22 protein-coding genes are annotated in these 24,532 nt (G+C 68.9%); 10 read left to right on the top strand and 12 right to left on the bottom strand.

Annotation, left to right across the window (positions count from 1 at the left end; all coding sequences use genetic code 11):
* Positions 1-87 precede the first annotated feature (87 nt).
* The 9 genes from VI08_RS04325 to VI08_RS04290 all read right to left on the bottom strand — a co-directional run bounded on the left by VI08_RS04325 (position 88) and on the right by VI08_RS04290 (position 11,813).
* On the bottom strand, positions 88-786 hold the full coding sequence (locus VI08_RS04325; protein WP_045828320.1) for a response regulator: 699 nt from the start codon (positions 784-786) through the stop codon (positions 88-90).
* Positions 783-3,449 carry a sensor histidine kinase gene (locus VI08_RS04320; protein ID WP_045828319.1) on the bottom strand — a complete coding sequence of 889 codons (2,667 nt, stop codon included), beginning with the start codon at positions 3,447-3,449 and terminating at the stop codon, positions 783-785. Before VI08_RS04320 ends, VI08_RS04325 begins: the two co-directional genes overlap by 4 nt.
* Before the next feature lie 146 nt (positions 3,450-3,595).
* A complete protein-coding gene (gene kdpC / locus VI08_RS04315; RefSeq protein ID WP_045828318.1) occupies positions 3,596-4,171 on the bottom strand; it encodes a potassium-transporting ATPase subunit KdpC in 576 nt (191 codons plus the stop codon).
* Between the two features lie 10 nt (positions 4,172-4,181).
* Positions 4,182-4,985, bottom strand: coding sequence for a TorF family putative porin (locus VI08_RS04310; protein WP_045828317.1), 804 nt, complete (start codon positions 4,983-4,985; stop codon positions 4,182-4,184).
* A gap of 19 nt (positions 4,986-5,004) precedes the next feature.
* Positions 5,005-5,196 (bottom strand): hypothetical protein, encoded by a 192-nt coding sequence (locus VI08_RS04305; RefSeq protein WP_045828316.1) that lies wholly within the window; start codon positions 5,194-5,196, stop codon positions 5,005-5,007.
* A 15-nt stretch (positions 5,197-5,211) separates the two neighbouring features.
* Positions 5,212-7,281 carry a potassium-transporting ATPase subunit KdpB gene (gene kdpB, locus VI08_RS04300; RefSeq protein ID WP_045828315.1) on the bottom strand — a complete coding sequence of 690 codons (2,070 nt, stop codon included), beginning with the start codon at positions 7,279-7,281 and terminating at the stop codon, positions 5,212-5,214.
* 3 nt (positions 7,282-7,284) lie between these two features.
* Positions 7,285-9,006, bottom strand: coding sequence for a potassium-transporting ATPase subunit KdpA (gene kdpA / locus VI08_RS04295; RefSeq protein ID WP_045828314.1), 1,722 nt, complete (start codon positions 9,004-9,006; stop codon positions 7,285-7,287).
* Positions 9,003-9,095: a K(+)-transporting ATPase subunit F gene (gene kdpF, locus VI08_RS21160; protein ID WP_084621248.1), complete on the bottom strand. Its 93-nt coding sequence runs from the start codon at positions 9,093-9,095 to the stop codon at positions 9,003-9,005. Before kdpF ends, kdpA begins: the two co-directional genes overlap by 4 nt.
* Positions 9,096-9,407: 312 nt before the next feature.
* Entirely contained in the window at positions 9,408-11,813 is a 2,406-nt protein-coding gene (locus VI08_RS04290) for a S9 family peptidase (protein WP_045828313.1), read from the bottom strand.
* Between the two features lie 120 nt (positions 11,814-11,933).
* Between VI08_RS04290 and VI08_RS04285 the strand changes: the two genes are divergently transcribed.
* The 8 genes from VI08_RS04285 to hemC all read left to right on the top strand — a co-directional run bounded on the left by VI08_RS04285 (position 11,934) and on the right by hemC (position 19,614).
* Positions 11,934-14,036, top strand: a complete 2,103-nt coding sequence (locus VI08_RS04285) for a prolyl oligopeptidase family serine peptidase (protein WP_052697680.1) — start codon at positions 11,934-11,936, stop codon at positions 14,034-14,036.
* A 66-nt stretch (positions 14,037-14,102) separates the two neighbouring features.
* Positions 14,103-14,507, top strand: a complete 405-nt coding sequence (locus tag VI08_RS04280; RefSeq protein WP_045828312.1) for a DUF350 domain-containing protein — start codon at positions 14,103-14,105, stop codon at positions 14,505-14,507.
* 10 nt (positions 14,508-14,517) lie between these two features.
* Positions 14,518-15,000, top strand: a complete 483-nt coding sequence (locus VI08_RS04275) for a hypothetical protein (RefSeq protein ID WP_045828311.1) — start codon at positions 14,518-14,520, stop codon at positions 14,998-15,000.
* Positions 15,000-16,100: a glutathionylspermidine synthase family protein gene (locus tag VI08_RS04270; protein ID WP_045828310.1), complete on the top strand. Its 1,101-nt coding sequence runs from the start codon at positions 15,000-15,002 to the stop codon at positions 16,098-16,100. The genes VI08_RS04275 and VI08_RS04270 overlap by 1 nt, the downstream gene beginning before the upstream one ends.
* A gap of 46 nt (positions 16,101-16,146) precedes the next feature.
* Complete coding sequence (locus tag VI08_RS04265) at positions 16,147-16,815, top strand: alpha/beta hydrolase (protein ID WP_045828309.1); 669 nt, start codon at positions 16,147-16,149, stop codon at positions 16,813-16,815.
* Between the two features lie 59 nt (positions 16,816-16,874).
* Positions 16,875-17,939, top strand: a complete 1,065-nt coding sequence (locus VI08_RS04260; RefSeq protein ID WP_045828308.1) for a sensor histidine kinase — start codon at positions 16,875-16,877, stop codon at positions 17,937-17,939.
* Positions 17,917-18,627, top strand: a complete 711-nt coding sequence (locus tag VI08_RS04255; RefSeq protein ID WP_045828307.1) for a LytR/AlgR family response regulator transcription factor — start codon at positions 17,917-17,919, stop codon at positions 18,625-18,627. Before VI08_RS04260 ends, VI08_RS04255 begins: the two co-directional genes overlap by 23 nt.
* A 66-nt stretch (positions 18,628-18,693) precedes the next feature.
* Positions 18,694-19,614, top strand: a complete 921-nt coding sequence (gene hemC / locus VI08_RS04250) for a hydroxymethylbilane synthase (protein WP_045828306.1) — start codon at positions 18,694-18,696, stop codon at positions 19,612-19,614.
* An 83-nt stretch (positions 19,615-19,697) separates the two neighbouring features.
* On the opposite strand, the gene VI08_RS04245 is transcribed toward hemC, so the two are convergent.
* Together VI08_RS04245 and VI08_RS04240 are read right to left on the bottom strand one after the other, a co-directional pair.
* Complete coding sequence (locus VI08_RS04245) at positions 19,698-20,549, bottom strand: DUF481 domain-containing protein (protein WP_045828305.1); 852 nt, start codon at positions 20,547-20,549, stop codon at positions 19,698-19,700.
* 25 nt (positions 20,550-20,574) lie between these two features.
* Positions 20,575-21,498, bottom strand: coding sequence for a hypothetical protein (locus VI08_RS04240; RefSeq protein ID WP_045828304.1), 924 nt, complete (start codon positions 21,496-21,498; stop codon positions 20,575-20,577).
* A 211-nt stretch (positions 21,499-21,709) separates the two neighbouring features.
* On the opposite strand from VI08_RS04240, the gene VI08_RS04235 reads away from it, so the two are divergent.
* Positions 21,710-22,702, top strand: a complete 993-nt coding sequence (locus VI08_RS04235) for a helix-turn-helix transcriptional regulator (protein WP_045828303.1) — start codon at positions 21,710-21,712, stop codon at positions 22,700-22,702.
* A 16-nt stretch (positions 22,703-22,718) separates the two neighbouring features.
* Entirely contained in the window at positions 22,719-23,669 is a 951-nt protein-coding gene (locus tag VI08_RS04230; RefSeq protein WP_084621246.1) for a patatin-like phospholipase family protein, read from the top strand.
* Positions 23,670-23,778: 109 nt separating this feature from the next.
* On the opposite strand, the gene VI08_RS04225 is transcribed toward VI08_RS04230, so the two are convergent.
* Positions 23,779-24,495 carry a glycosyltransferase gene (locus tag VI08_RS04225; RefSeq protein WP_045828302.1) on the bottom strand — a complete coding sequence of 239 codons (717 nt, stop codon included), beginning with the start codon at positions 24,493-24,495 and terminating at the stop codon, positions 23,779-23,781.
* Positions 24,496-24,532: the final 37 nt, after the last annotated feature.

Here is a 24,532-nt window from a genome sequence, read left to right as displayed (position 1 = left end):
CCACCCCCTTGTAGGAGCGCACACCTGTGCGCGACAGCTTTTCGCGAACACCCATCGCGCACAGGTGTGCGCTCCTACAGGGAACGCCTACGCAGCCGGGAAGCGGTAGCCGACGCCGGGTTCGGTCTTTAGCCAGCGGGGCGTGGTGGCGTCGTCGCCGAGCTTCTGGCGCAGCTTGCCCATCACGATGCGCAGGTAGTGGGTGTCCTGCACGTGGGTGGGCCCCCAGATATCGCGCAGGATCTGCTGCTGGCTCACGACGCGGCCGGGGTGGCGGATGAGCATGCCCAGCACGGCGAACTCCTTGCGCGTGAGCGCCACGGGCTGGCCGTGCAAGAAGACTTCGCGACGGGCCAGGTCGACGACCAGCGCGCCGTCGTCATAACGCACCGGCGCTTCCGGCTGGCCGGCCTTGGCGCTCTGCCGCAGCAAGACGCGCAGGCGCGCCATCAGCTCCTGGATGCCGAAGGGTTTGGTGACGTAATCGTTGGCGCCGTTGTCGAGCGCCTTCACCTTCTCGGTTTCCGCATCGCGCACCGAGAGCATGATGACCGGTACCTGGCTCCAGGTACGCAGCTCGCGCAGCACGTCGTGTCCCTCCATGTCGGGCAGGCCGATGTCGAGTACCACGATGTCAGGGCTCTGCGTGGCGGCCAGGCCGAGGCCTTCCGCACCGTTCGCGGCCAGCACCACCTGGTAGCCCTCCGCGCGCAGGCCGATATCGAGGAAGCGGCGGATCTGCGCTTCGTCATCGACTACGAGGACACGCGGGGCGGCGGGATTCATGCGGGTTCGTCGGGCGGCGGCGGCAAGGGCAGCGAGACCCGGATGGTGGTGCCTTGGCCGGCGTGGGGCAAGGCCTCCACCGTGCCGCCGTGCGCGCCAACCATGCCGCGGCAGATGGCCAGGCCCAGACCGGTGCCCTGCTTGCCGCGGTCACCCCGCGATACCGAGTAGAACATGTCGAAGATGCGCGCCCGCTCCTCCTCGGGGATGCCCGGGCCGCGGTCGCTGACATCGAACAGCAGCCGCCCGGCCTCGGTGCGCACCAGCACGCGCACCGGCTCGCCCGCCGGCGAGAAGCTGGCCGCGTTTTCCAGGATGTTGAACAGCGCCTGCTCGATCAGCGCAGGGTGCACGTGAAGCAGCACGGTGTCGCGCGGCAGGTGCACGTCGACATGCGTATCGGGCATCAGCTTGCGCAACCGGGCCACGGCGGCCGCGACGATCTCGCCGGCATCGACCCAGTCACGGTGGAGCTGCAGGGTGCCGTGCCCAAGCCGCGTCATGTCCAGCAGGTTCTGGATATAGCGATCCAGGCGCTGGCCTTCGCCGAGGATGGCCTGCAGGAGCGCGTGGCGCTCGTCGTTTGGCAACTGGGCGTCGTAGCTGAGCAGCGTGCCGGCGGAGCCGATCATGGAGGCCAGCGGCGAGCGCAGGTCGTGCGAGACCGACGAGAGCAGGGCGCTACGCAGGCGTTCGGTCTCGCCCTGCACCCGGGCGCTTTCCAGTTCCACCGCGAGGCGGGCGCGTTCGAGCGCCTGGGCGATGTCCTCGGCCATGGCCTGCGCCAGGCCGCGGCGGTCGGCGTCGGGCTCGCGCGCGCCGAGCGGGAAACGCAATGCCACCACGCCCGCGCGGTGGTGTTCCGTACCCAGCGGCAGCATCCAGCACGATGCGCCATGCAGCGTATCGGTATAGCGGCCCGCCGGCTCGGCGTGCTTGTCGCACCAGTCGGCGGCGGCCCGATCCTGCGTCGACAGCGCGAAAGCATCGGGCGACGACACGGCGAGTGCCAGCTCGCCGCCTGCGTTGCGCGCAAGCATCGCCACTTCCGCCTCGAGCGCACGGGCCAGTGCCCTTGCGCCCGCGGTGCGGATGCCTTCGGCGTCGGCACTGGTGGCGAGCTGCTGGCCGAGCGTGACGAGCGCGCGGCCACGCACCTGTGCCGCGCGCAGCGACTGCACCTGCCCGGCCAGCCGCGTGGCCAGGCGGCTGCACACCAGGGCGGCGACGAGGAACAGCACCACCGCCAGCACGTCATCCGCATTGGCGATGGCCAGCGTGTAGCGCGGGGGTGCGAAGAAGAAGTTGTAACCGAAGAAGCAGAGGATGGCCGTGTACACCGCCACGGCCATACGCGTGCGCACCGCGACCACCAGCACGGCGGTGAGGAAGATGAGCGAGAGGTTGGCCACCGACAGGAAGCGGTCGGCGACGAAGGACAGGCCCATCGCCACGGCCGTCGCCGCCGTGGCAAACGCGTAATCGCGCCGCGTACCGCCAGCCGCGCCAACGCCGGAACGCAGCTTGCGCCGCGCGCGGGCGCGTTCGGCGGGCGTGGCGACGATGGTGAGTTCCAGGTGCGCGCCACGGCGCAGCAGCTGCTGCGTCAGCGAAAACCCCATGCGCCGCGCGATGGGCCGTTCGCGCGTGCGCCCGACGACGATCTGGCCCACGCCTTCGCGGTCGGCCCATGCCAGCAGCTCGTCGGCGATGGCATGGCCACGCAGGATCACGGGCTCGCCGCCCAGGCGGCGGGCGAGACGCATGGCCGCGTCCACGCGCTCGCGGCGTTCGCCGTCGACATGGCCGGTGTCGACGAACAGCACGCTCCACGGGCCACCGCGGCGCTCTGCGATGCGGCGGGTCATGCGCACGAGGTACTCGCTCTGCGCATGGCCATCGATGGCTGCCATGGTGCGGCGGCGCACGGGCATGGCGCCGCCGCGGGCCAGCATGTGCTCGCGCAGGTCGCTGTCGACGTGGTGCGCCACCGTTTCCACCGCCAGCTCGCGCAGCGCGGCAAGGTTGGTGGGCGAGAAAAACGCATCGAGCGCGACGGCCGCGGTTTCAGGGACATAGACCTTGCCCTGCTTCAGCCGTGTGATCAGCTCGCGCGGGGGCAGGTCGATGAGGACAATGTCGCGGGCGCGGTCAAGGAAGGCATCGGGCACCGTCTCGCGCACGGCGACGTTGGTGATCCGGCGCACCTGGTCGTTGAGGCTTTCGAGGTGCTGCACGTTGAGCGCGGTGTAGACCTCGATGCCCGCGTCGAGCAGGTCGGCGATGTCCTGCCACCGGCGCGCGTGCCGGCCACCGGGCAGGTTGGTATGCGGCAGCTCGTCGACGATCAGCACCGCGGGCTTGCGGGCCAATGCCGCGTCGAGGTCGAACTCCTGGAAGTCGCGACCGGCGTAGGGGACCGTGCGCGTCGGCAGCACCTCGATGCCCTCCAGCAATGCCGAGGTTTCCGCGCGGCCGTGCGTCTCCACGAAGCCGACGACCACGTCCACGCCCTGCCGGCGCAGGTCGCGCGCGGCCGAAAGCATGGCGTAGGTCTTGCCGACGCCGGGCGCCGCGCCGAGGAAGATCTTCAGGCGCTGGCCCACGTCACCGTTCACGGTGTTCAGCAGGGCGTCGGCGCGAGCGTCGCGGGTGTCGGTCATGGGGCGAACGATACAGGGTGTGGGGGTGGTCGGCGCCTGATGCACCGCATGCTCGTGTAGGAGCCCACACCTGTGGGCGACAGCTCGTCGCGACTACGCAAAAAGCTGTCGCTCACGGGTGTGAGCTCCTACAGGGCGGGCCGGTGTTACCGGACCGCCTGGTCCAGCGCGAGGTTGAGTTCCAGCACATTCACCCGCGGCTCGCCCAACACGCCGAACTGGCGCCCCTTCGTATTCGCGGCGACCAGTTCACGGACCTTGTCCGGCGCAACACCACGCGCCTTGGCCACCCGACCCACCTGGTACTCCGCAGCAGCGGGGCTGATCTCCGGGTCGAGGCCGCTGGCCGAGGCGGTGGCGAGGTCGACCGGCACCGGCGCGCTGTTGCCCGGGTCGGCCTGGCGCAGCGCGGCGATGCGCTGTTTCGCGGCATCGGTGAGCGCGGGGTTGGTCGGACCCTGGTTCGAGCCGGTGGACGCCGCCGCGTTGTACGCGGCGGGCGTGGTGGCCGAGGGGCGGCCCCAGAAGTAACGAGGTTCGGTGAAGGCCTGGCCGATGAGCGACGAGCCCACGACCTTGCCGTTGGCTTCGACGAGGCTGCCACTGGCCGCATGCGGGAAGGCGGCCTGTGCGATGCCGGTAACGAGCAGCGGGTAGGCGATGCCGGTGAGCACGGTGAGGCCGAGGAACAGGACGATCGCCTGGCGGAGGAGGGTTTTCATGGCGGGTTCCTCAGAACGTGCCCTGGATCATGACGAGACCACGGTTGCCCCCGATGTCGCGCGTGTCGCTGGCATCCGTGTAGCTGGAGACGTGGCTGTAGTAGCGGCCGTTGGTGGCGTGGGTGACGCCACCACTCACCGACCAGTGGTCGTTGAAGGCGTATTTCACGGTGGCGGAAAAGTCGCTGTAGCTGACGTTGCGCACGCCGTAGGCCGTCGGCGTGGCGAGCGACGCGGTGTAGTGCGTGTGCCCCGCATGCAGCGCGAGCGACCAGGCGTCGGCGAGCGGTAGCGCGGCATCCAGTTGCAGGTAGCCCGTGCCGTGCGTGTCGCCGTCGTAGCCCTGCTCGCGGTCCGCACCGAAGTAGTCGGTAAGCGAGCGGTTGTATTTCAGCGTGAACTGCCGCCACGTGAGCGCGGCGTTCGCCTCCAGGGTATTGAAGGTGCGGCGCTGGTAGCCGCTGGCCTGGTCGAGGTTCGCGCCAGGGTACAGGTAGCCGTAAAGGCCCACGCGCCACGACCAGTCGTCGCTGATGGAACGGCCGAAGCTCGCGTAAAGGTCCAGCTCCATCGAGCCACCCGCATAGCTGCGGTCGCTGACGCTGGACGCCCACGTGCCGGCCGCGAAGCCGTTGGGGTTGGTGTAATCGGCGCCGCCCTGGATGGCAGGGTGGCCCCAGGTCTGGGTAAGGCCACGGAACATGTAGTCGGAAACGATCGCCACGTTGCCGGTGAGCGGCGGCGTGTCGGCCGCGTGGGCAGCCGGGGCGAGGGTGGCGACGGCCGCGCAGGCGGCCAACAGAACGGTTTTCATGGGGTCTTCTTGGGTTGGTTCAGATGCCGGCGTAGCCGCCGAGGGTGTAGTCGTCGTCGGCCGTGCTGGCGATGGCCGGCGCGTTGCGCGGCTTCAGCGGGGTGACGGTGGCGCTGGCCGCCGTGGCCGTGGTGTCGGGGGCCACGACGCGCACTTCCATGTCGATGTCGGCCGGGTCGTCGATGAGCACGGTGAGGTTCACGGTATGCATGGGGGTTACTCCGCTTCAGGCCAGCCCGACGAGGACCAGCAACATGTCGATGAGCTTGATGCCGATGAACGGCACGACGACGCCACCCAGGCCGTACACCAGCAGGTTGCGGCGCAGCAGCGCGGCGGCGCCCATGGCGCGGTAGGCCACGCCTTTCAGGGCGAGCGGGATGAGGAAGATGATGATCAGCGCGTTGAAGATCACCGCCGACAGGATCGCGCTCTGCGGCGTGGCCAGGTGCATCACGTTCAGCGCGTTGAGCGCTGGGTAGGTGGTGGCGAAGGCGGCGGGGATGATCGCGAAGTACTTGGCGATGTCGTTGCTGATCGAGAACGTGGTGAGCGCGCCACGCGTGATCAGCATCTGCTTGCCGATGGCCACCACCTCGATCAGCTTGGTCGGGTTGGAGTCCAGGTCGACCATGTTGCCGGCTTCCTTCGCCGCCTGCGTGCCGCTGTTCATCGCCACGGCCACGTCGGCCTGGGCCAGCGCCGGCGCATCGTTGGTGCCGTCGCCGCACATCGCCACCAGCCGGTTCTCGGCCTGCATGTCGCGGATGTAGGCCAGCTTGGCTTCCGGCGTGGCCTCGGCGAGGAAATCATCCACGCCCGCTTCGGCGGCGATGGCCGCGGCGGTGAGCGGGTTGTCGCCGGTGATCATCACCGTGCGGATGCCCATGCGGCGCATCTCGGCGAAGCGCTCCTTGATGCCGTCCTTCACGATGTCCTTCAGCTCGACCACGCCCAGCGTGAGCGCGCCGTCCACCACGATGAGCGGCGTGGCGCCACGGCGGGCCACGTCCTCGGCCATGCGTTTCACCAGCGGCGGCAGGTGGCTGTCCTGCGCACTGAGATAGCGCTCCACCGCGTCGATGGCGCCCTTGCGGATGTGCCGGGTGCCCGTATCCACGCCGCTCATGCGCGTCTGCGCGGTGAACGGCACGAAGGTGGCGTCCGCATCGCGGCGACGGCCGCCGACGCCGGCCATCGTCTCGGCCAGCACGACGATGCTGCGGCCTTCCGGCGTCTCGTCGGCGCGCGAGGCGAGGTCGGCCGCTTCGGCAAGCTCGCGCTCCTCGATGCCCGGCGCCGGGTGGAACGCCACCGCCTGGCGGTTGCCCAGGGTAATGGTGCCGGTCTTGTCGAGCAGCAGCACGTCCACGTCGCCGGCGGCTTCCACCGCGCGGCCCGAGGTGGCGATGACGTTGGCGCGGATCATCCGGTCCATGCCGGCGATGCCGATGGCGGAGAGCAGTGCGCCGATGGTGGTGGGGATCAGGCACACCAGCAGCGCCACCAGCACGGTGAGCGTGATGGGGTTGCCGCTGCCCGCCGCTTCCACGCTGTAGATCGAATACGGCAGCAAGGTGCCGCAGGCGAGCAGGAAGATCAGCGTGAACTTCGCCAGCAGGATGGTTAGCGCGATCTCGTTGGGTGTCTTGCGGCGCGAGGCGCCTTCCACCATCGCGATCATGCGGTCGAGGAAGCTCTCGCCCGGGTTGCTGGTGATGCGCATCACCAGCCAGTCGGAAAGCACGCGGGTGCCCCCGGTCACGGCACTGCGATCGCCGCCGGCTTCACGGATCACCGGCGCGGATTCGCCGGTGATGGCGCTCTCGTCCACGCTGGCCGCGCCGTCGATGATCTCGCCATCGCCCGGCACGATGTCACCGGCTTCAACGAGAACATGGTGGCCGGTGCGCAGTTCACTCGACGGCGTGAACACCACCTGCGCATCGCGTTGGGGCGCCACCAGCTTCTTCGCGGCCACGTCGCGGCGCGAGCCGCGCAGCGCGTCGGCCTGCGCCTTGCCGCGGCCCTCGGCCAGGGCTTCGGCGAAGTTGGCGAACAACAGCGTGAACCACAGCCACAGGCAGATCTGGAAGATGAAGCCGGTGGGCGCTTCACCGTGGCCCGCCAGCGCCTGCACCCACAACAGGGTGGTGAGGACGCTGCACACGAACACGACGAACATCACCGGGTTGCGGAACTGCAGGCGGGGGTTGAGCTTGGTGAACGCGTCGCGGAGGGCGCGCGCCACCAGCGCGCGGTCGAAGCCGCGCGGGGCATGGGCTTGGGTGGTCATGATTCAGTGGCCCGTGATGGACGTGAGGTGCTCGACGATCGGCCCGAGGGCCAGCGCCGGGAGGAAGGTAAGCGCGCCGACGACGATGACGACGCAGGCCAGCAGCGCGATGAACAGCGGCGTGTGCGTAGGCAGGGTGCCGGCCGAGGGCGGCACGTGGCGCTTGGCGGCCAGCGAACCGGCCATGGCCAGCATGGCGATGGCAAGCGGGAACCGCGCCAGGAACATGCAGATGGCCAGCAAGGTGTTCCAGAACGGCGTGTTCGCGGAAAGGCCGGCGAACGCGCTGCCGTTGTTGTTGGCAGCCGAGCTCACGGCATAGAGCATTTCGCTGAAGCCGTGCGCGCCGGGGTTGGCGATGCCCGCCTTGCCGCCTGGCACCATCACCGCGATGGCGGTGCACACCACCACCAGCGCGCAGGGGATGAGCACGGCCAGGCTCGCCATCTTCATCTCGTGGGCCTCGATCTTCTTGCCCAGGTATTCCGGCGTGCGGCCCACCATGAGGCCCGCGATGAAGACCGCGACCACGGCGAAGGCCAGCATGCCGTATAGCCCGGAGCCCACGCCGCCGAAGATCACCTCGCCCAGCTGCATCAGCCACATCGGCACCAGGCCGCCCAGTGGCGTGAGCGAATCGTGCATGGCGTTCACCGCGCCACACGAAGCGGCCGTGGTGATGGCCGCGAACAGGCCGGAAGAGGCGATGCCAAAGCGGGTTTCCTTGCCTTCCATGTTACCGCCGGCCTGCATCGCCGATGCCTGCGCGTCGATGGCGAGGCCGTGCAAGGCCGGATTACCGGCCTGCTCCGCGGCCACCAGGCCGACGGTGAGCGGCACGAAGATCAGCAGCATCGTGGCAAGGATGGCCCAGCCCTGGCGACGGTCGCCCACCATGCTCCCGAAGGTGTAGCAGAGCGAGGCCGGGATCGCGAAGATAGCCAGCATCTCGATGAAGTTGGAGAACGGCGTGGGGTTTTCGAACGGGTGCGCCGAGTTCGCGTTGAAGAAACCGCCGCCGTTCGTGCCGAGCATCTTGATCGCCTCCTGCGAGGCGACCGGGCCCAGCGGCAGGCTTTGCGTGCCATGCTGCAGCGTGGCGACGTCCACGTACGGCGAAAGCGTCTGCACCACGCCCTGCGAGAGGAGCAGCACGGCGATAAGGAGGGAGAAGGGCACCAGGATGTACACCGTGGTGCGCGTCACGTCGACCCAGAAATTGCCGACGGCCCCGGCGCCGCGGCGCGCGAAGCCACGCACCACCGCGATGAGCACGGCGATGCCCGTGGCCGCGGAAAGGAAGTTCTGCACCGCCAGGCCGAGCATCTGGGTGAGGTAGCTCATGGTCGATTCACCCGCGTAGCCCTGCCAGTTGGTGTTGGTGGCAAAGCTGATGGCGGTGTTCATCGCCGAATCGGGCGTGATGGTGCCCAGGTGCTGCGGGTTCAGCGGCAACCACTGCTGCGTGCGCTGCAGCAGGTACACCGCGGCCACGCCGGCCACGTTGAAGACCAGCATGGCGAGGGCGTAGCGCTTCCAGCCCATGTCTTCGTCGGCACGCACGCCAGCGAGCCGGTAGAGCAGGCGTTCGACGGGCGCACCCACCCGTGTCACCCGGTTGGGCGCATCGGCGAACACGAGCGCCATGTAGGCGCCCAGCGGTTTTACCAGGGCCATCAACACGGCGAGGTAAAGGCCAAGCTGCAGGAAGTCGTTGGTGGTCATTCGAACCACTCCGGCTTCAGCAGGGCCACGCAAAGGTAGCCGCACAGGGCCACGGCAAGCAGCGTGGCCACGACATAGATGAAGGACATGGCGGCTCCCTTAGCGGCGACCGAGCCGGTCGCAGATCATCAGGAAGCCGATCGTCACCGCCGTGAGCACGACGATGAGGAGGACGCACAGGAATTCCACGGGAAGGTTCCGTCATGAGGGGACGGAGCGTATTTTTCTGCCGCGTGGATATTTACGGTGTAAGGCCGGCAGGCACCGCCGTAAATTCCGCGTAAATTTTCACCATGCACGCTTGCCTGCTTGCGTGTAGGAGCCCACACCCGTGGGCGACAGCCATTCGCGAAGAGCGGTCGCCCACGGGGGTGGGCTCCTACATGGGGTGGGCGGGCGCTTTATTGGCCGAGCTTGTCCTTGAACAATTCATCGATGCGGCGGTATTCGTCGTGCCACGAATCGGGGTGGACGAAGCCGTGGCGCTCCATCGGGTACAGCGACATCCAGAAGTTCTTTTTGTGCAGTTCGATGAAGCGCTGGTACAGGCGGATCGAATCGCTGGCCAGCACGTTGTCGTCGATGAGGCCGTGTTCGATCAGCAGCGGGTCCTGCAGCTTGTCGGCGTACTGGATGGGCGAGCTGGTGGCGTAGGCCTCGGGATCGAGCTGCGGGTCGTTGAGGATGTTGGCGGTGTAGTCGTGGTTGTACGAAGTCCAGTCGGTGACCGGGCGCAACGCGGCGCCGGCCGCGAATTCGCCCGGCGCGCGCAGCAGGGCCATCAGGGTCATGAAGCCACCGTAGCTGCCGCCGTAGATGCCCACGCGCTTCGGGTCGACGCCCTGGTTCGCAACCAGCCAGGCCTTGCCGTCGAGCAGGTCGTCCAGTTCCGGATGGCCCATGTTGCGGTAGATGGCCGTGCGCCAGTCGCGGCCGTAGCCCTTCGACGCGCGGTAATCCATGTCGAGCACCACGTAGCCGCGCTGCACCAGCAGGTTGTGAAACATCTGCTCGCGGAAGTACGACGGGTACGACAGGTGCACGTTCTGCAGATAGCCCGCGCCATGCACGAAGATCACGGCGGGCCGCGAGGCGGCTTGCGTGGCATCGGCCGGGCCGTAGAACTTCGCATAAATGGTGCCGGCGCCGTGCTTCGACGGCACCTGCACGATCTTCGGCGCGATCCACTGGCGTTCGGCGAAGGCCGGCTTCACCGTGTGGGTGAGCTCGCGCGGCGTACCGCCATCGACGCCCACCGTGGCGAGCTGCGAGGGCACGTACGGCGCGGAGTGCAGCACGGCCAGCTGGCGGCCATCGGGCGACAGCGCGAAATCATCCATGCCCTCGTACTTCGTGACGCGCGTGAGCGCGCCACCCGCCGCCGGCACCTTGTAGACATCGAAGCTGTACGGCGCCACCGGGTTGGTGCGCACGTAGAACGTCTTGCCGTCGCCGCTGAGCACCGGGTGGTCGACCTCGAAGTGGCCCGATGTGAGCGCCGTGGCCTTGCCGCCGAGGGGGCGCGTGTAGAGGTGCGAGTAACCGCTTTCCTCGCTCAGGTACCACAGCGTGCGGCCATCGCGCAGGAAGCCGAAATCGTTGTTGTCCCAGTTGATCCACGCCTTGTCGGTGAGGCGGTGCTGGGTGGCGAGTGCATGGTGGGCGAAATCCACCGTGGCGATCCAGCGATCCTTGTTGTCCACCGCGCGCAGCTGCACGGCCACCTGCTGGCCATCGTCGCTCCACACGATGCCCGGGCTGTATTCGGCATTCACCACCACCGGGCGCGTCTTCGGCACCGCCAGCGCGTCGGCGCGGTCGTCCTTGCCTTCCTTGCGCAGGGCGGCAACGGTCTTCGCGCGGATATCCGCGAGCGGGTCGTCGTGGATGCCCGGCAGCGTGGCGGTATCGAGGTTGAACACGGCGTGGCCTCGCAGGTCGAGCAGCTTCAGCGCCTGCGGCGCCGGGTCGTTGCGGCCCACGTAGGTGCGCGTGCTTTCCGGCTCGGCGTAACCCGAGTCGGTGACGTAATGGGTGAGGTCGGCCACCTTGCCGTCATCCGCGCCCTTGGCCTTCGTCACCACCAGCATGTAGCGGCCATCGGGCGAGAGCGAGGTGTCGACGATGGCGACATCCTTGCCGAGGTAGAACGATTCCGGCGCGCGGGCCGGGTCAGCGGCGGCGAGCTGGTCCGCATCGGCCTTCATCGCCTTTTCGTCGCTCTTCAGCCCGCGCAGCGTGGAGAACAGCGCCTGTTGCTGGTCCTGCAGGTCGTCGCTCTTGTCTTTCTTCGGATCGTCCTTGGCCTCGACCACGGCGGCCTGCCACGCCGGGCCGCCCGCCGTGTCGTACGCGAACCAGTCGTCGCCCGCGCGCCACGTGAGCAGGCGGCCATCGGCCGAAAGGCGCGGCGAGGTCTCGGCCTTCGCGGAGCGCGTGACCTGCACGGTGCGGCCACTGGCCACGTCGCGGAGGAAGATGTCGCCATGGCGCACGAAGGCCGCGTGGCGGTGGTCGTGGTCGAACACCTGCTTCGTGCCATCGGCCGTGGCGGCGGCCGCGGGGTCGAGCTTCACGGCCGGGCCGCCCGCCGCAGGCACGCGGTAGAGGTCGCGCACCGGGCTGCCGTCGCGCTTGAGCGAGTAGTAGACCTGGCTGCCGTCGACGCTCCAGTACGGGTCTTCCACCGCCTGCCCGATCCAGTCCGGGTCGGCCATGATCGTTTCCATGTCCAGCGGCGGGGGCGGCGCGGCGAGGGCCGGCGCGGCGGCCAGGGCGGCGAGAAGGGCGGTGGCGAGCGTGCGCATGGGGTGGCCTTGCAACGGTAAATCGGACGAGGATAACGGGTGCCGCGCCCCAACTGGCGGCAGGGGTGCCAGGCGTCATGGGTTTGCTACGCTCGGTGCCCCGTTCCCCGAGGTTGCCCCATGCGCCCCTTCGCCCCCCGCCTCCTGGCACTCAGCCTGTTCGCCGCCTGCGCGGCCCATGCCGCCACGGCCACCCCGCCGCCGACGCCGCAGCACGCCGTGCAGGACACCCTCGGCGGCCAGGCGCTCACCGACCCGTACCGCTGGCTGGAAAACCCCGACGGCGAGGGCGTGCAGAAGTGGATCGAGGCGCAGAACGCCTACACCGAAGGCACCATCGGCAAGATGCCCATGGGCAAGGAGCTGAGCGCGCGCATCCGTGAGCTCGCCATCACTTCCACCACGCGCTCGTCGCCCGAACTGGCCGGTGGCACGCTGTTCTACTTCGAGAACACGCCGCCGCAGCCGCAGCCCGTGCTGGTGGCGAAGGCCTGGCCCGATGGCCCCGTCCGCACGCTGGTGGACCTCAACAAGGGCGACGGCAACACCGCCATCACCGAATACTGGCCCTCGCCGAGCGGCCGCTACCTCGCCTACGGCACGGCCGAGGGCGGCAGCGAGCTCACCACCATCCACATCCTCGATACGCAGACCGGCAAGCCGCTCAGCGATAGCCTGCCGTGGGCCGGTGGCGGCACCACGCCGCAGGCGCTGTCGTGGGATGGCGACGAGAAGGGCGTGACGTACGCGCGCTTCGACGCGCCGACCAAGGACAAGCCACTGCGCGAGTTCGATGCGTACCTTGCGCACCACGTCATCGGCACCACCCAGGAGAAGGACACCGTGGTGTTCGGCAAGGGCTACTCGCCCGTCGCCGAGTACATCCTCATGGCGGGCGACGGCGGCAAGGCCACCGCGCTGCTCGCGAACGAAGGCGATGGTGGCCCGGCCGAGGTCTACCTGCGCCAGGGCAACGGCGCGTTCAAGAAGGCGCTGGGCCGCGAGGCCGACGTGCGTTCGGCGCACTGGGTGGGCGGCAAACTCTACGTGGTGACCTTCGTCGGTGCGCCGCGCGGCAAGGTCGTGGCGCTCGATGCCACGGGCAAGGCCACCGACGTGCTACCGCAGGGCGAGGGCGCCATCCAGCGCGTCACGCCCATGGGCAACGGCTTCCTCGTGGTGCGCAGCGCCGGCCCCGACTGGTGGGCCGACCAGTACGACGGCAAGGCCACGTTCGTCCGCCGCCTGCCGCTGCCCGCCACCGGCATCACCATCGGCGGCGTCGCGGCCGAAGAAGGCCAGGACAAGGCGCTGGTCACGTACAGCGGCTGGACGCAGCCCACCCGCTGGGCCGAATACGACGGCACCAGTGGCACGCTGAAGACCGTGTTCGAGGTGAAGCCCGCCGCCGATTACTCGAAGGTGCGCGTCACCCGCATCGACGGCACGTCGAAAGACGGCACCAAGATCCCCGTCACCCTCATCTCCATGGATGGCATCACGCCCAACGGCAAGCGCCCGACCATCCTCTACAGCTACGGCGGTTTCGGCATCCCGGTGACCCCGGGCTTCATCGGCCCCAACCTGGCATGGCTGGAACGCGGCGGCGTGCTGGCCTACGCGAACATCCGCGGCGGTAACGAGTTTGGCGAACAGTGGCACGAGCAGGGCCAGAAGACCCGCAAGCAGAATGTGTTCGACGACTTCTACGCCGCCTCGAAAGCGCTGGTCGACACGAAGTGGACCGACACGAAGCACCTCGGCATCCTGGGCGGCAGCAACGGCGGCCTGCTGATGGGCGCGCTGCTCACGCAGCACCCGGAGCAGTACCGTGCCGTCGTCGCCATGGTTGGCATCTACGACGTGGCCCGCCACGAAACCGCGTTCGCCAACGGCCCGTACAACGTCAGCGAATACGGCTCGGTGAAGGATCCCGCCGTAGCCAAGGCCATGCGCGCGTACGGCCCGCTGTACAACGTGAAGAAGGGCACGAACTACCCGTCGGTGCTGCTTACCACCGGCGCCAACGACCCGCGCGTGGCACCGTGGCAGTCACGCAAGTTCGCCGCGAGCCTGCAGGACGCCAGCACCTCGGGCAACCCCGTGCTGCTACTCACCCGCATGAACGCCGGGCATGGCATCGGTGCACCCTTCAGCCAGCGGGTGGGCAACGCGGCGCTGTCGATGACATTCTTTGCGAATGAGCTGGGGCTGGGCGAGTAATACCGGCGCCGCCTCGCCTATGATGGCGGGGCGGCCAACGGAGGCCGTTTTTACAAGGAAGCGTTCGTGTTCGCAGCGGATCTGTTCACCCTGCCCGCCTTCGTGGCCTACCTTGGCCTGGGCATCCTCTACTTCGTCGCGTTCCTGGTGACGTACATCTGGATCACCCCCCAGCGCGAGATGGCGCTGATCAGCGCGGGCAACCTCGCCGCCGCCATCAGCCTGGCCGGCGCCGCCATCGGCTTCGTCCTGCCGCTGGCCAGCGCCATCGCCCATAGCGTGAGCCTGCTCGACCTGGCCCTGTGGGGCGCGGTCGCATGGGCGGTGCAGCTGGCGACGCACGGGGTGCTTCGGCTCATCGTCCGCGACCTGCGCGGCAAGATCGAGGCGAACATGTGCTCGGTGGCGCTGTTCGTGGCCGTGGTGGCCACGTGCGTCGGCGCGCTCAACGCCGCCGCCATGACCTACTGAGGTCGCGGCCATGGCGAAACAAAAGAAGCCCGACCTGCCGCCCGGGTACCGGCACCCCTCGTTCCACCCCGCCGGCAAGGCGGAGCCGTTGTTCAACATCGGCGACCGCGGCAAGCGCATGCGCTCGGCCGCCGTCGCCGTGGGTGTCATCGGCCTGGTCGGCTACGCGGCCTGGCCCAGCACCGACGTGCAGCGCAACAGCTACGCCAGCAAGGAAGACTGCGAGCACGACTACGCCACGGGGCAGTGCACCTACGAGCAGTCACGCGACAGCGGCGGCGGTTACTACGGCGGGTACCACTACTACGGCCCGTGGTACCGCAGCGACTGGAGCAGCCACCGCGTGGCAGGAGACCCCGGCCCGGGGCGGGCGTACGCAGCCAGCGGCACCAGCGGTGCCACCGGGTTCACCGGGCACGGCCCGACGGGCTTCGATTTCGGCTCGCGCGGCGGCTTTGGTTCCAGCGGCCGCGTCGGCGCACGGGGCGGCTGATGCGCCGCGAAGCGATCACGCCGCGACCGAACTGGCAGGCCGAGGTGGAAGCCGTCGGCTTTGGCTTCCACACGCTGGACGGCCAGCCGTACTGGCGTGAAGACGCGTGCTACGTGTTCGAGTCGGATGCCATCGATGCGGTGGAAGCGGCCACGGGCGAACTGCATGCGATGTGCCTGGAAGCCGTGGACCGCATCGTCCGGGATGGCCGCTACGCGGCGCTGGGCCTGACGGACGACGCGGCACGGCTTGCCGAGCGCAGCTGGTTCGACCGCGAGCCCTCGTTGTACGGGCGCATGGACCTGTCGTGGGATGGCGTCTCGCCACCCAGGTTGCTCGAGTACAACGCCGATACGCCCACGTCGCTGTTTGAAGCCTCGGTGGTGCAGTGGTACTGGCTTGAAGCGCGCGAACCCAGCGCCGACCAGTTCAATTCGATCCACGAGAAGCTGGTGGAACGGTGGCGCACCATGGGTGGTGGCAACCGCGTGCACTTCGCCGCGTGCTACGACAACCCGGAAGATGGCACCACCACCGATTACCTGCTCGATACCTGCCTGCAAGCCGGCCACGAGGTGCAGGCGCTCGACATCGAGGAAATTGGCTGGAACGGCCGCGCGTTCATCGACCCCGCCGACCGGCCCATCGACCGCCTGTTCAAGCTCTACCCATGGGAGTGGCTGGTCACCGAGGCCTTCGCGCCGCACATCGCACCGTCGCGCACGCGCTTCATCGAGCCGGCGTGGAAGATGCTGCTGTCGAACAAGGCCATCCTGCCACTGCTGTGGGAATGGTTCCCGAACCACCCGAACCTGCTGCCCGCCAGCCTGCGCCGCGAGGACGTCGCGGGGCCGGCGGTGGCGAAGCCGTTCTGGGGGCGGGAAGGCGAGGGCATCCGCATCCTCGGCGCACACGAGCGCGGCGTCGCGGCACCGCATACGGTGTACCAGGCCCTCGCGCCGCTGCCCGTGTTCGACGGCCGCCACGCGCTCGTGGGCTCATGGATCATCGGCGACCAGCCTGCGGGCATCGGCATCCGCGAGGACAACGACCGCATCACGCGGAACACCAGCTGCTTCGTGCCGCACCTGTTCCGATAAGCGCGGCTGCTACGATGCCCCGATCCCCCACGCCCGGACCCCCGCCATGCCCCTCCCCACCGTCGAACACGAAACCCGCCCCGCGCCCGAGTGGGCGGTGATCTGGCTGCACGGCCTGGGTGCCGACGGCAACGACTTTGCGCCGATCGTGCCTGAGCTGGTGGACCCCGCCTGGCCGGGCATCCGCTTTGTGTTCCCGCATGCGCCGGTGCGCCCGGTCACCGTCAACAACGGCGTGCCCATGCGCGCGTGGTACGACATCAAGGGCCTGGCCATCGCGGACAAGCAGGACGCCGAGGGCATCCGCCTTTCCATCGACGAGGTGGAGCAGCTGATAGCCCGCGAGCAGGAACGCGGCGTGCCAGCCTCGCGCATCGTGCTGGCGGGGTTCTCGCAGGGTGGCGCCATGACGCTGTCTGCGGGTTTGCGCCACCGTGAAACGCTGGCGGGGCTGCTGGTGCTGTCGGCCTACCTGCCGTTGCATGACACGATCGAGGCGGAACGCGCGGGCGCGAACCATGCCACGCCGATCTTCTGGGGGCATGGCGTGGCCGACCCGGTCGTGCCGCTGGCGCTGGGTGAGCAGTCGAAGCAGTTGCTCGAGACGCTGGGGCATCGGATCGATTGGCATACCTACCCGATGGGGCACCAGGTTAGCTTGCCGGAGATTGGGGATATACGGGCCTGGCTCGGTGGGATTTTCGGCGCGGTTTGACCAGGGGCATCGCGCGCAAGCGCGCTCCTACAGGGGGTTGGTTCCGGCATACTCCGCGCATGGCCGATGCGTCCCCTGACCTGCCCACCACGCCCCGCGCGTCGGCGCCGCTGCCGGATTTCTGCAGCCTGCCGACCCTGTTCGCGTTGCTGGTGGTGGGCACGATCACCGCGTGCCTAATGTGGCTTGCCCCGGGTGGCGACCTGCGGGTGAGTTCACTGTCGGTTGGGGTGCTCTACACGGCATGGCTCGCCATCCTGCTCACCGTGGTGTTGTGCAAGGCGAAGCCCCTGATGCAGCGGCTGCCGGGCATCTTGCCCTATGCGGCCGTCTGGCTCGTGCTGATGTCGATGGTCGGCCTCACCAGCGCCGTCGTCGCGTGGCTCGACCATAACCTGGGGGCTGGGCTCACGCCGCCGTCGATGGCGCGCTTCGTCCGCGATACCTTGCTGGCCACCGGCCTGCTGGGCGCCGCCATGCTGCGCTACTTCTACGTGGTGGCGCAGTGGCAGGTCCGCGTCGAGGCGGTGGCGCAGGCCCAGGTGGCCGCGCTGCAGGCGCGTATCCGCCCGCATTTCCTCTTCAACAGCATGAACGCCGTGGCGGCGCTGATCCGCGTCGACCCCGACGCCGCCGAACGCACGGTGGAAAACCTGGCGGAGCTGTTCCGCGCCGCGCTGGGGAGCGAAGGCGCCGCGCAGGGCACGCTGGGCGAGGAATGGCGCCTCGTCGACCAGTACCTTGAGATCGAAGCCCTGCGCCTCGGCGCGCGGCTGCAGGTGGAACGCGACATCGATACGCCCGAGGCGCTGCCCATGCCGCGCCTGCTCCTGCAGCCGCTGGTGGAAAACGCCATCCGCCACGGCATCCAGCCGTCGCGCGCGGGCGGCGTGGTGCGCCTGGGCGGCCGCCGTGTCGAGGGCGGCGTGGCGGTCACCGTGGATAACCCGCTGGCCGACGCACCCGCCACCCCCGGCACCGGGCATGGCCTGCGCAGCGTGCGCGAGCGCGTGCGGCTGCAGTTCGGCGAGCGCGCCACGGTGAAGGCCGAGGCGCGCGATGGCCGCTTCGTCGTCACCCTGTTCCTGCCGGAGGTAGCGCGTGCGCGTCCTGGTCGCCGATGACGAGCCGCTGGCGCGGGCACGGCTGGCCAGCCTGCTCGCCCGCCGCAGCGACGTGGAGCTGGTGGGCAGCGTCGCCGATGGCGATGCCGCGCTGGCCGCATGCGCCAGCGAGCGGCCCGATGTGCTGCTGCTGGATATCGAGATGCCCGGCCTTTCCGGCACGGCGGTGGCGGCGAAGCTCGCCGCGATGCCATCGCGCCCGCTGGTCGTGTTCTGCACCGCGTACGAGCAACACGCGCTCAGCGCGTTTGATGTCGGCGCGGTGGATTACCTGCTGAAACCCGTGCGCGCCGAGCGCCTGGACGAGGCGCTGGACCGCGCCGCGGCGCGGCTCACGCCCACCCAGCCGGCGCGCGGCGCGTGGCTGCGCGCACGCAGTGGCAATGACGAGGTGCGCATCCCGCTGGCCGACGTGCTGCTGCTGGTGGCCGGCGAAAAGTACGTCACCATTGAGCACGTCGGTGGCTCGCGCCTCATCGATGATTCGCTGCGCCAGCTGGAGGCCGCCCTGGGCGACCGGGTGATCCGCCTGCACCGCAACTGCCTGGTGCCACGCGAGCGGCTGACGGGCCTGCGCACGCTGGCCGATGGCCGCGTCCTTGCGCGGCTGGCGGGTACCGAAAGCGCGCCGGAAGTGAGCCGCCGCAACCTGCCGGCCGTGCGCCAGCTGCTGCGTAGCGACAACTGATCCCTGCGCGCCGCCGGCGTTTTACGGGACAATGGCACCATCGCACGCCGCCCCACCGGACACCCCATGATCGCACCGCTTCGCATCGCCACCCGCAAGAGCGCGCTGGCCCTCTGGCAAGCCGAACACGTGGCTGCACTGCTGCGCCAGGCGCACCCCGGGCTGGCGGTGGAGCTGGTGCCGCTCTCCACGCGGGGCGATGAAGTGCTCGACCGCTCGCTGGCCACCATCGGCGGCAAGGGCCTGTTCCTCAAGGAACTGGAAGTGGCGATGGAAGAGGGCCGCGCCGATATCGCGGTGCATTCGCTGAAAGATGTGCCGGCCGTGCTGGAACCGGGCTTCGCCCTGTCGGCCATCCTGCCGCGCGCCGATGCCGCGGATGGCTTCATCAGCAACGATTACGCCACCCTGGCCGAACTGCCGAACGGCGCCCGCGTGGGCACGTCGTCGCTACGCCGCCAGGCCCAGCTGCGTGCGCTGCGCCCCGACCTGCAGCTGCTCGACCTGCGCGGCAACGTCAACACGCGCCTGGCCAAGCTCGACGAGGGCCATTACGACGCCATCGTGCTGGCCTGCGCGGGGGTCGACCGCCTCGGCCTCGGCGGCCGCGTCCGCACCCGCCTGGCCAGCCCCGACTGGCTGCCGGCACCGGGCCAGGGCGCCATCACCGTGGAGATCCGCGAGGGCGATACCCGCGTGGCGGAGCTGATGGCCGCCATCGACGACGCCGACACGCGCCTGGCGGTGGACGCCGAGCGCGCGTTGAACGAACAACTGGGCGGCAGCTGCGCCGTCGCCATCGGCGCCATGTGCGTGGTGGCGGAGTTCGGGCTCACGCTGCATGGCCTGGTGGGCGATGCGCACACGGGTGAGCTGATCCGCGCGCAGGCGGATAGCGACGGGGATACGCCTGTGGCGCTGGGGCATGCGGTGGCGGCGATGTTGCTGGCGCAGGGGGCGGGGGAGTTGCTTAAGCCCCAGCGGTGAGGGTGGGGCATCGCGCGCAAGCGCGCTCCCACAGAAAGGCGTGGTGCCCCTCTTGTGGGAGCGCGCTTGCGCGCGATGCAACGTCAGAAGTTGTAGACGAGGTTCGTCGTCATCAGCTTGTCGGTGCTGACCGTGCCGGGCTGCGTGTCGCTGTTGTAGCGGATCTGGTAGCCGAGCTTCAGCGCCATCTTCTTGGTCATGCTGACCGAGAGGCCGATGTCGTTCTGGTAGTACTGGTTCTTGGAGCCCGCTTCCACCAGGAACGTATCTTCCAGCGCGGTGTTGTCGGTGAGGCGGTACTTGCCGTTCACCAGGCCGCGGCCGACCACTTCGCTTTCGGCGCTGGGCGTGCGGGTGACCGCCACCACGGTGCCATCGGGCTGGGTTTCGTCCTCGGTGGTCTTGGCCGGCTGGTAGCGCTTGAAACCGGGGCCGATTTCGAACGAGAGCTCGGCGCGCTCGTTCTTCAGCGCGATGTAGCCGTAGCCGACCGAGACGATGCCCTGCCACAGGTTGGCGCCGAAATCGTCGTGCTCATAACGCGCGGCGGTGACGACGTAGCTGCGCGGGTCGAACTTGTAGCCGACCGAGGCGCCGGTGTCGTAGCGGTTGGCCGTGGTGCTGAACTTGTCCACGGTGTTGCCGTTGGCGTCCTGGACTTCGACATCACCCTTCGAACGCAGGCCGTTGAGGAAGAAGTTGTTCTTCCACACTTCGTTTTCCTGCGAAAGGCCGAGCTTGGCGTTTGCGTTCTCCGAACGCGAATTGCCGCGCGACGAGGCGAAGCCGAACTCACCGGAACCTGTCCAGCCGCCGTTCTTCGAGGCGTCGGAGCTCGGCGCCGGGGCGACCGTGTTGGGGGCGAAAGCGTCCTGGGCCTGGGCAGCGAGAGGCAGCGCGGCAAGGACGAGCGAGGCAAGGAGGATCTTCTTCATTGTCTACCCGTATGTGGAAAGTGGTTTAAGCGCCGCCGAACTGCGCCCAGGCGCGTCCGTACAACCGTTGCTCAAGACATTGACCGATAACGCAGCTTAACGCGGCCATACCAGCGGCCACGGCCACCAGCGGGCCCGTGGGGTGGGAGACCAGCAGGACGCACGGCAGCCCCACCGACAGCGCCGCGATGCCGAAGCACCACGCCAGCAGCGTGCCCGTGCCCCCGGCGGCGGGGGCCGTGCCATGGCCACGTTCCTCGGCCATCTGCCGCAAGGCGCGCCAGCGCATGCCTTCGATCACGCCAAGCACCAGGCCCAGGGCCAGCATGCTCAGGCGCCAGGGGTTCAGGGGCCCGACTGTCGTCTCAACCTGCAGCGCGACGCACCGCCAGAACCACAACCCACCGGCGAACACCGCCGACACCGCGCGGCCCATGGGCTGCGCGTTGGCCACCGCCGCCAGCGGCGCCGGCATCTCCTTCACCACGCCGCGCGCGGTGTAGATCAGCGTCGCCAGGCTGCAGAGCATCAATGCGGCGCCCGCGAGCCGGGTGGCCCAGAAATCGTTCTCACCCCGCGCCAGGCCGCCAAGCGCCAGCATGGGGAGGAAGTTCGCCATCGCCACCATGCCCTCGGTGGTAGGCAACATGCGCCTGAATGGATCCCAGCCGTGCCACTCGCGGGCGAACGGCAGGCGCAGGCAGGTGGCCACGAGGCCCAGGCCGACCAGCACCAGCCCGAACGAGAGCGGCACCAGCACGTCGCCGCGGCCATCGGGGTACGACCCCAGTGCCACGGCCGTGCCCAGCACCATCCACAGGCCATAGCCGGTTGCCGTCGCGGTCTGGAGGACCACGGCGGGCATGGCGAACAGCTGGCGGGTACGCGCCCCGGCGCCCTGGGCACTCGGGTCCAGCGCAGCGGCCGGGGCGTCGTCGGGTGGCGCCATGGTCGGGGGCTTGGGCGGTGGCAAAGGTCTATTTTTACCCTGATTGATTCCGCGTGCAAATCGATCTAAATCCGGCCGCCGCCTCGGCCTTCTGGCTGCGTCTCTTCGCCCTTGCGAATGGCTCGGCCCAAGGCCATGCTTGGCGGGCGTAGATACGGGCGTCACGCCCCCGCGGTAACACTCCGTAAAGCTCCACCTGCCGGCGAAACCCATGGACCGCTACGAGCGCATTCTCACGCTGCACCGACTCCTGAAGTCCGCGCACTATCCGGTTCCGCTCTCGCGGCTCATGGATGAACTGGAGTGCTCGCGCGCCACCCTGTACCGCGACGTGGCCTTCCTGCGCGATGCCCTCGGCGCGCCGGTGCAAAGCGTCGCCGGCGACCAGGCCTCGTTCCGCTACGAGGCCGGCGAGGGCGATTCGTTCGAGCTGCCCGGCCTGTGGCTGACCAGCGACGAGCTCGCCGCCCTCATGGCGTTGAACGAACTCATCGGCCGCTCCGATCCGGGCGTGCTGGCGGGTGCGCTGGCACCGTTCAAGGCACGCATCGAGCGCCTGCTCTCCGACCACGGCAGCGGCAAGGCGCTGCCCGTCGACCGCATCCGGGTCATCTCGTGGGGCGCGCGCAAGCTCGACCAACAGGTGTTCCGTATCGTGGCCGGCGCGGTGCTCGAGCGCCGCCAGGTGACGTTCCGCTACCGCGCGCGCACCACCAATGCCGATACGCGCCGCACGGTGTCGCCACAGCGCCTCACGCATTACCGCGACAACTGGTACCTCGACGTGTGGGACCACGACCGCGAGGCGCTGCGCAGCTTCGCCGTCGACCGCATCGCCGAGCCGACCGCGCTCGAGGCGCGCGCCAGGGACGTCGAAGACGCCGAGCTCAACGAACTGCTCGCCTCCAGCTACGGCATCTTCGCGGGCAAGCCCAAGGCGTGGGCCGCCATCCGCTTCACCTCGCACGCCGCCCGCTGGGTGGCTGACGAGCACTGGCACTCGCAGCAGAAGGGCGAGTGGATGCCCGATGGCCGCTACGAGCTCAAGGTGCCGTACTCGAACTCGCGCGAGCTGCTGATGGACGTACTGAAATACGGCCCCGATGCCGAGATCGTGTCGCCGCTGCCCCTGCGCGAAGAGATGAAGATCCTGCTGCAGCTGGCCCTCTCCGGCTACCAGAACGGCAACGGCAACCACCACTGATCCCGCACTGCGTTCCATGACCGAACTCGATATCGCCGACCCGGGCGCGCTGCCCGCCGCGAACGGCCACCCCCGCAAACCCCGCGTCGCGCTCGCGCTGGGCGCCGGCGCCGCCAAGGGCCTTGCCCACATCGGCGCCATCGAGGCGCTGGAGGATCGTGGCTTCGAGATCGTCGCCATCTCCGGCACGTCGATGGGCGCGCTGGTGGGCGGCATCTACGGCATGGGCAAGCTCGACATCTACCGCGACTGGGTATCGACGCTGGCGCGTTTCGACGTGCTGCGCCTCGTCGACTGGAGCTTCTCCGGGGGTGGCTTCATCAAGGGCGACCGCATCATGGCGGCGCTGCGCGAGCTTATCGGCGAAGTGAACATCGAAGACCTGCCCATCGCCTACACGGCGGTGGCCACCGATATCGACCGCGAACGCGAGGTGTGGCTCACCAAGGGCCCGCTGTTCGACGCCATCCGCGCGTCCATCGCCATCCCCACGCTGTTCCGCCCGTATACCCACGGCGGCCGCCGCCTGGTCGACGGCGCCCTGCTGAACCCGTTGCCCGTGCTGCCGCTCATGCGCGAGGACGCCGACTACGTGGTGGCGGTGAGCGTCGATGGCGCCGCGGAACTGCAGAAGGCGCCGGAGAAAGACGTCGCGGCCGTGGCCGACCACGGCTACGCGGCGAAGCTGGGTCGGCTCATCGGCAAGGTGCTGCCGGGCACGGCGGAATCGAAACTGCGCCGCGACCCCGGTGCGTTCGAGCTGATGACCCAGGCGATGGACCTGATGCAGGCGAACCTCTCGCGCCTGCGCCTGGCCGCCTACCAGCCCGACCTGCTCATCGAGCTGCCGCGCAATGTCTCGGCGGTGTACGAGTTTTACCGCGCGCGCGAGCTCATCGAGCTGGGCCGCGAGAAGGCCGATGAGATGCTGGACAAGTGGGTGCCGCGCGATCTGTCGCTGCGGTAACCGTAGGAGCCCACTTGTGGGCGACATCTTTCGCGACAACGCCGCAGGCCCTGCTGCTCTTCGCGAAAAGCTGTCGCCCGCAAGCGGGCTCCTACATATCGTCGCGATTTCAGACTTCTTCGGTCTTGGTCACCTTCGCGCGGCGCATGAGCCACGCCACGCCGCGCAAATCGGCCAGGCCTACCCACAGGCGGTCGAGCATGCCGTATTTCGACGTGCCGGCCGTGCGCGGGCGGTGGCCCACGGGCACGCTCTGGCTGGCGTAGCCAGCGCGCTTGACCAGCGCCGGCAGGTAGCGGTGCATGTGGTCGAAGTAGGGCAGCCGCAAAAACGTCTCGCGTTCGAACAGTTTCAGGCCGCAGCCGGTGTCGGGCGTATCGTCCTGCAGCATGCGCGAGCGCACCGCGTTGGCGATCTTCGACGAGATGCGCTTGTTGAAGCTGTCGCGGCGCGTGACGCGCCAGCCGGCGAAGAGCTTCAGCTGCGGGCCGGCGCCATCGCGGGCGGCGAGCAGCTTGGGGATGTCGGCCGGGTCGTTCTGGCCATCGCCATCGAGCGTGGCCACCCACGGCGCGCGCGCGGCGCGGACGCCATTGGCCACCGCGGTGCTCTGCCCGCTGCGGGTGACGTGGTGGATGACACGTAGCTCGGGGTAATCCTTCTTCGCCGCGGTGAGCACGGCGACGCTGTCGTCGGTGCTGTCGTCGTCGACGTAGATGATTTCGAAATCCACGCGGCCACGCAGCGCCTGGGCGATCTCGGCAAGGAGGGGCGGGATATTGTCGCGCTCGTTGAAGACTGGCACGACCACGGCGAGGTCGGTCATCGTGGTTCCGGGGGCGGTCAGGGGGGATCGGGCGGCA

Origin of the sequence: Luteibacter yeojuensis, from assembly GCF_000964085.1 — a bacterium.
Classification (GTDB): domain Bacteria; phylum Pseudomonadota; class Gammaproteobacteria; order Xanthomonadales; family Rhodanobacteraceae; genus Luteibacter; species Luteibacter yeojuensis_A.
This window is presented reverse-complemented; position numbering and strand designations above follow the sequence as displayed.